This is a genomic window from Oryzihumus sp. (genome assembly GCF_054325275.1).
Genome location: NZ_JBTCWL010000114.1, coordinates 1 through 6,673, shown reverse-complemented (window position 1 = coordinate 6,673; position 6,673 = coordinate 1). Strand labels below are relative to the sequence as shown.

At 74.0% G+C, this 6,673-nt stretch carries 8 protein-coding genes; 4 read left to right on the top strand and 4 right to left on the bottom strand.

Annotated elements, in window-relative coordinates:
- The 4 genes from ACXVGS_RS18490 to ACXVGS_RS18475 form a co-directional block, all read left to right on the top strand.
- A partial coding sequence (locus ACXVGS_RS18490; RefSeq protein ID WP_458537335.1) for an RNA polymerase sigma factor occupies nucleotides 1-529 on the top strand: 529 nt, incomplete at its 5' end.
- Nucleotides 526-1,110, top strand: a complete 585-nt coding sequence (locus tag ACXVGS_RS18485; RefSeq protein WP_458528427.1) for a methylated-DNA--[protein]-cysteine S-methyltransferase — start codon at nucleotides 526-528, stop codon at nucleotides 1,108-1,110. The genes ACXVGS_RS18490 and ACXVGS_RS18485, both read left to right, overlap by 4 nt.
- Before the next feature lie 21 nt (nucleotides 1,111-1,131).
- Nucleotides 1,132-2,193: an enoyl-CoA hydratase/isomerase family protein gene (locus ACXVGS_RS18480; protein ID WP_458537334.1), complete on the top strand. Its 1,062-nt coding sequence runs from the start codon at nucleotides 1,132-1,134 to the stop codon at nucleotides 2,191-2,193.
- 10 nt (nucleotides 2,194-2,203) lie between these two features.
- Nucleotides 2,204-3,001, top strand: coding sequence for a GNAT family N-acetyltransferase (locus tag ACXVGS_RS18475; protein ID WP_458528425.1), 798 nt, complete (start codon nucleotides 2,204-2,206; stop codon nucleotides 2,999-3,001).
- A 32-nt stretch (nucleotides 3,002-3,033) separates the two neighbouring features.
- On the opposite strand, the gene ACXVGS_RS18470 is transcribed toward ACXVGS_RS18475, so the two are convergent.
- From ACXVGS_RS18470 to ACXVGS_RS18455, 4 genes are all read right to left on the bottom strand, one after another.
- On the bottom strand, nucleotides 3,034-4,539 hold the full coding sequence (locus ACXVGS_RS18470; protein ID WP_458531771.1) for a DEAD/DEAH box helicase: 1,506 nt from the start codon (nucleotides 4,537-4,539) through the stop codon (nucleotides 3,034-3,036).
- A 281-nt stretch (nucleotides 4,540-4,820) separates the two neighbouring features.
- A complete protein-coding gene (locus ACXVGS_RS18465; RefSeq protein WP_458528423.1) occupies nucleotides 4,821-5,744 on the bottom strand; it encodes a GlxA family transcriptional regulator in 924 nt (307 codons plus the stop codon).
- 7 nt (nucleotides 5,745-5,751) lie between these two features.
- Complete coding sequence (locus ACXVGS_RS18460) at nucleotides 5,752-6,303, bottom strand: cysteine hydrolase family protein (protein WP_458533534.1); 552 nt, start codon at nucleotides 6,301-6,303, stop codon at nucleotides 5,752-5,754.
- Nucleotides 6,304-6,373: 70 nt separating this feature from the next.
- Nucleotides 6,374-6,673 (bottom strand): DUF3459 domain-containing protein (locus ACXVGS_RS18455; protein ID WP_458537333.1); only part of this gene is annotated, 300 nt, incomplete at its 5' end.

Genomic DNA, 6,673 nt, shown 5'->3' with positions numbered 1-6,673 from the left:
CGCACTAGGCTCACACGGTCTGCCGCCCCACCGTTGGATGACCGTGACGCTGCCTCCCTTCCAGCACCTCGTCGACGCCCACTGGCGTGACGTCGCGCGGCTGGCGCATGCCCTGGCCGGCCCGGTCGACGGTGACGACGTGGCCCAGCAGGCGTGGACCCAGGCGCTCGCGGCCTACCCCGGGCTGCGCTCGTCGGCCAACCTGCGCGGCTGGCTTCTGACGATCACCTCGCGCTGCGCGATGGACGCCCACCGCGGGCGCGCCCGTCGTGCGGTCCCCGCCGAGGACGTCGCGGCCGTCGCGGACGCGACGGGCGCCAGCGCGGCGGCCGCCGACGCGGACCGGCCGGACGAGGTGCTGTGGGCCCAGGTCGCCCGGCTGCCCGAGCGACAGCGTCACGCGGTCGTCCTCAAGTACGTGGCCGACCTGGACCACCCCGCCATCGCCCGGGCCCTGGACACGACGCCGACGATGAGTCGGCGCCTGGTCAGCGACGGGCTGGCGAACCTCAGGAAGGTGATCGCATGAGCCACGACCTCGAGACCGGCCTGGCCGCCTTCGCGCCGTCCGGGCTGACCCCGCCGGTGCTGCCCGAGTCGGACGTGTCCTACGTCGTCGAGGACACCGTCATCGGCCGGATGCTGTTGGCCCGCAACGCCTCCGGGGCCATGGTCGCCTCGGCCTTCCTCGGCCCCCGCGGCTCCGAGGACGACTGGCTGGAGCGGCTCTCCCGGACCATCTCCCCGCGGGTGCTGCGCCAGCCGCGCGCCCTCGACGGGGCCCGCCGGGAGCTCGAGGACTACCTCGCCGGCCGTCTCCACCGGTTCGACCTGCCCGTGGACCTGGCCCTGGCCACGCCGTTCCAGCGCACCGTGCTCGGCCGCCTCGGCGAGGTCGTCCACTACGGCGAGCGCACGACATACGGGGACCTGGCCCGGCGCATCGACCGGCCCAGCGCCTCCAGGGCCGTCGGCGCGGCCCTCGGCGCGAACCCGCTGTGCGTCGTGCTCCCCTGCCACCGCGTCGTCGCCTCCTCCGGTGCGCTCACCGGGTATGCCGGTGGGCTGGCCGCCAAGGAGTACCTCCTGGCCCTGGAGGCCCGCGGCTGAGCCCGTGCGAGGATCGCCCGCATGAGCGTGGAGACCGACGTGGAGTTCCGGCCCGGGCCGGTGGCGACCGACGAGGTCCTGTTCGCCCGACAGGGATCGCTGGGCCGCATCCGGCTCAACCGGCCGCGTGCCATCAACGCGCTCACCGACGCCATGGTCGCCTCGGTGCAGGCCCAGCTGGAGCGGTGGGCCGACGACGACACGGTGACCGCGGTGGCGCTGGAGGGCGCCGGCGAGCGCGGGCTGTGCGCCGGCGGTGACGTCCGGGCGCTGCGCTCGGCGATCCTGTCCGGCGAGGACGACCCGGCCCGGTTCTGGGCGCGGGAGTACGCCCTCGACGCCGCGATCGCGAGGTTTCCCAAGCCTTTTGTCGCCCTGATGGACGGCATCGTCATGGGTGGCGGCCTCGGGCTGTCGGCGTGGGGGTCGCTGCGCGTGGTCACCGAGCGGTCCCGGGTGGCGATGCCGGAGACGGCGATCGGCTTCTTCCCCGACGTGGGCATGCTCTACCTCCTCGCCCGCGCCCCCGGTGAGGTCGGCACGCACCTGGCGATGACGGGCGTGACGGTCGGCGGCCCGGACGCGGTCTACGCCGGCCTGGCCGACGTGGTCGTCGAGAGCCGCCGGCTGCCCGACCTGGTGCTGGAGCTGGCTGACGGCCGGGTGCCCGAGCCCGGGGAGCTGGACGACGACCGCCTCCCCGCGCCGACGCTCGGCGTGGACCGCGACTGGATCGACGACTGCTACGCCGGCGACGACGCCGCGGTCATCCTCGACCGGCTGCGCGGGCACGGGTCCCCGGCCGCCCGTGAGGCGGGCGAGGTCATCGCCTCGCGGTCGCCGTTGTCGGTGGCGGTGACGCTGGAGGCGGTCCGGCGTGCGGCACGACTCGCCACCCCGGAGCAGGTGTTCGCTCAGGACCTGGCGCTGGGGCGGGCGTTCCTGACCGGCTCCGACTTCGTCGAGGGGGTGCGCGCCGTGCTCGTCGACCGCGACCACGACCCGCGGTGGACGCACGCCTGCCTGGCCGACGTGCCCCGGGACGCAGTTATGCGGATGTTCGCCGGAGCGCCGCACCCCTAGGCTCGCTCGGGTGGAGATCACCTCGCTCGGCTACCGCACGGACCTCGCCCTGCTGCGCCTCGGTGGCACCGAGGTGGAGGACCACGGCGACCACCTGGTCGTCCGCAGCCCGCACAACCCGGCGCACTGGTGGGGCAACTTCCTGCTGCTGTACGGCGTCCCGCCGCAGCAGCAGTCGGAGCTGTGGATCGACCGGTTCCACGCGCGCTTCCCCGAGGCCGAGCACATCGCGATCGGCTTCGACGGCACGACGGGCACGGTCGAGGACCTGGCCGGCTTCACCGCGGCCGGCCTCACGGCCGAGGCGCAGACCGTGATGACCGCGACCAGCGTCCACGAGCCTCCCCGCCCCAACCGCGAGGCGACTTACCGGCAGCTGACCTCGGACGAGGACTGGGCCGCCAGCGTGGACCTTCGGGTCGCCTGCAACGACCGGGACGTCGAGGCCGGCTACTTCCATCGCTTCGCCGAGGCGAAGGCGGCCACCAACCGCGCCCTCGTGGAGGCCGGCCACGGTGGGTGGTTCGGCGCGTTCGTCGACGGTCGCCTGGTCGCGCAGATGGGCCTGTATGCCGCGAGCCCGGGGCTGGGGCGGTTCCAGTCGGTCGAGACCCACCCCGACTTCCGCGGCCGGGGCCTGGCCGGGACCCTCGTGCACCACGCCAGCGGCTACGGGTTGGACGAGCTCGGGGCCCACACCCTGGTGATGGTGGCCGACCCGGAGTACCTCGCCATCCAGGTCTACCGCTCGGTCGGCTTCACCGACACCGAGCGCGAGCTGCAGGCCGAGCGCCCGCCCGCCGGCTGAAGCAGCGGGCGGACGGGGTCACGCGGAGAGGATCAGCGCCGGCCGACGCGCGTGCCGGCCGAGAAGGCCGCGGCGCTGCCCGTGGAGGAGCTGCTGTAGGCCACCGTGCTGCCGCCGCCGGCACGCTTCGGCGCACCGCCCGAACGGCCTGAGCCGCCAGTGCCGTTGCCGCGCTTGGGTGCACTCGAGCGACCCGAGCCGCCACCACGGGCCGCGCCACTGCGTGACGCACCGCCCTGGCCGGAGCGGGAGCCACCCTGGCCACCGCGCGCGGCGCCGGAGCCCTGGCCTGCACGGCCGCGACCGCCGCCGGAGCCCGACCGGGGAGCCGGGTTGGTGACCGGCGCCACAGGGGTCGGGCTGTCGACGAACACCCGCTCGCCCGGCGCCAGCTCACGCAGCAGCGGGTGCTCGGCGTCGATCTTCGTCGTGGTCGGCTTGATCCCCGCCTTGCGGGTCAGGTCGCGCACGTCGCGGACCTGCTCGTCGGTCATCAGGGTCACGACGGTGCCCTCGGCGCCGGCCCGGGCCGTGCGGCCGGAGCGGTGCAGGTAGGCCTTGTGCTCGGTCGGCGGGTCGGCGTGGATGACCAGGCTGACGTCGTCGACGTGGATGCCGCGCGCGGCGATGTCGGTGGCGACCAGGGTGCGCGCGGACCCGGAGTGGAACGCGTCCATGTTGCGGGTGCGGGCGTTCTGGCTCAGGTTGCCGTGCAGCTCGACCGCGGGCACGCCGCTGGCGTTGAGCTGCTTGGCCAGCTTCTTGGCGCCGTGCTTGGTGCGGGTGAACACGACCGTGCGGCCGGGCGCGGCGGTCAGGTCGACCAGCACCGGCAGGCGCGACTCCGGCTGCAGGTGCAGCACGTGGTGGGTCATGGTGTTGACCGGCGACTGGGCCGAGTCGGCGCTGTGCGTCACCGGGTTGTTCAGGTAGCGCTTGACCAGCACGTCGACGCCGGCGTCGAGGGTGGCCGAGAAGAGCAGGCGCTGACCGCCCTTGGGCGTGCGGTCCATGAGCCGGCGCACGCCGGGCAGGAAGCCCAGGTCGGCCATGTGGTCGGCCTCGTCGAGCACGGTGATCTCGATGGCGGACAGGTCGGCGTGGCCCTGGCCGACGTGGTCCTCGAGCCGGCCGGGGCAGGCGACGAGGACGTCGACGCCGTGACGCAGGCCGCTGATCTGCGGGTTCGGGCCGACGCCGCCGAAGACGGTGAGGGTCTTGAGGCCGAGTGCCTGGGCCAGTGGGGCCATGGCCGCCTCGATCTGGGTGGCCAGCTCACGGGTCGGCACGAGGATCAGCGACCGCGGCTTCTTCGGCTGTCGCCGGGTGGTGCTCTGCGACAGGCGGGTCAGCAGCGGCAGCAGGAAGCCGTAGGTCTTGCCCGAGCCGGTGCGGCCGCGGCCGAGCACGTCGCGCCCGGCGAGGGAGTCCGGCAGCGTGGCCGCCTGGATGGGGGTGGGGGTCGTGATGCCCGACTCCGCGAGGACGCGGGTCAGGGACGTGGGCACGCCGAGGTCGGCGAAGGTGTGCGTGGACAAAGGGTTACTCCGCAAAGTCAAAGGGACGTTCTGCCCGGCGCAGACCATGCAGGTCGCGGCGCGTTGGCGATCGACGTCTGAAGGCGGCCCGAGGCAGAACTGTGCGGACCGCGACGCCAGTCTACGGGTTCGGCCCGGCAGGACGGGCATCATGGCGTTGCCCCCGCGCGCCGAGGCGCGCTTGATCGCCACCTCTAAGACTATCTAGCAGTATCCCGATACTCACCTAGCGAGCCTCATCGACCCCGTCGAAGCCCTTCGCGCCGCCGTGCCGCCCGGCGTCAGGACGCCGCCCGCAACCGGCGCAGCATCCGTGCGTCGCTGAAGCCGACGGCCCGGGCCACCGACTCCTGCGTCCACCCCTGACCTGCCAGCGCCTCGGCTCGCTCCAGGCGCAGGGTCTGCTGGTAGCGCAGCGGGGTGAGCCCGGTCGCCGCGACGAACGCCCGCGTCAACGTGCGCTCGCTGACCCCGAGGTCCGCGGCCAGCACGGGTAGCCGGAGCGACTCGGCATACCGGTCGTCGATGACGTCCTGGGCGCGGTGCACCAGGTCGGCGAGGTGGTCTCGGTGCCGCAGCATGGCGCTCTCCTGCGGCGCGGTGCCGTTGCGGCGGGCCGCGACCACGAGCGCTCGCGCGGTGCGCGCGGCCACGGCGGGGCCGTGGTCGACGGCCAGCAGGTGCAGCGCGAGGTCGATCCCGCTGGCGATGCCCGCGGAGGTGTGGATGCCCCCGTCGCTGACGTGCAGCACGTCGCGGACCACGTCGACCCGCGGATAGCAGCGTGCGAGCTCGTCCTGGATCTCGTGGTGCGTGGTGGCGCGGCGGCCGTCGAGCAGGCCGGCGTCGGCGAGGGCGAACGCCCCGGCACAGACGCTGACGACCTGGCCCCCGGCGGCGTGGTGGGCGAGCACGCCGACCCTGGCCACCTCGGGCAGTGCCCGCCCGGCCTCCGCATCGTCCGGGACGTGCCACCCCGGGACCACGACGTAGTCGCGGGGCGACAGGTCCGGCCACGCGGTGCCCGCGGACAGGCCAAGGCCCTGGTGGCTGGGCACCGACGGCTGGTCCGCGACGTAGGTGAGCCGGTAGTCCCCGCCGTACTCGCCCGCCTCGCAGAAGACCTGCGCCGGGCCGGCGACGTCGAGGAGCTCCACTCCTGGCACGAGGACGAAGACAACGGTGCGCGGCGCATCAGTACTCATGATCCGGTCAGGATGCCAGCACCTGCTCGATGGTGACCACCTCGGCGAACCGCCCGTGCAGCGCGGCGGCGGTGCGCTCCTTGACCTGCGCGGCAGTCAGCTCGCCCGCGCCGTCCCACAGCGGCAGCGGGTCGGTGGCCGTCGCGTCGAGGACGAAGCGCACCTCGTAGCCGAGGTCACTGGCCACCCGTGCCGTCGTCTCGCAGCACTGCTCGGTGCGGATGCCCGTGATGACGACCTCGCGCGTGCCCCGCTCCACCAGCTGCTGGGCCAGGTTGGTCGTGGTGAACGCGTTGTGGCTGGTCTTGGTGACGGTCAGCTCACCCGGCTCGGGCTTGAGGCCGGGCAGCAGCCGCACGTGCCCGAGCTCCGGGTCGAACTCGCCGCCGCTGCCCGGTTCGGCGTGCAGGACCCAGATGACGTCCTGGCCGGCTGCCCGCGCGTGGTCGACGAGCCGCGCGATGCGCTCGTCGATGTCCGGGGTGTCGATGCGGTTCCAGGCCTCGCGCTGGCGGAAGGACTCCTGGACGTCGATGACGATCAGTGCGGTGGTGTTCATGAGCACCAGCGTGCCGGGGCCCGACCCGGGCCGGCGAGGCCTGATCCAGCCGAACACCGGAACGATCCGGTCAGCCCATGCGGACCCAGGCGGTCGCGTCGGCGGGCAGCCGGCCGTCCTCCAGCGGTGCACTGGCCAGCAGCACCTGCCCAGCGGGCAGCGCCACCGGCCCGTCGCCGAACGCCGTGACGCAGTGCCAGCCGCCGGACCGGGCGAAGTGCAGCACCTGCGGCTCGTCCTCCACCCACGCCAGGTCCTCACCCCGGGCCAGCCGGCGGCGCAGCGCCAGCGCGGACCGGTAGAGCGCCAGCGTCGAGGAGGGATCGGCCTCCTGGGACTGCACGGCATACCGGCCGAACCACGCGGGCTG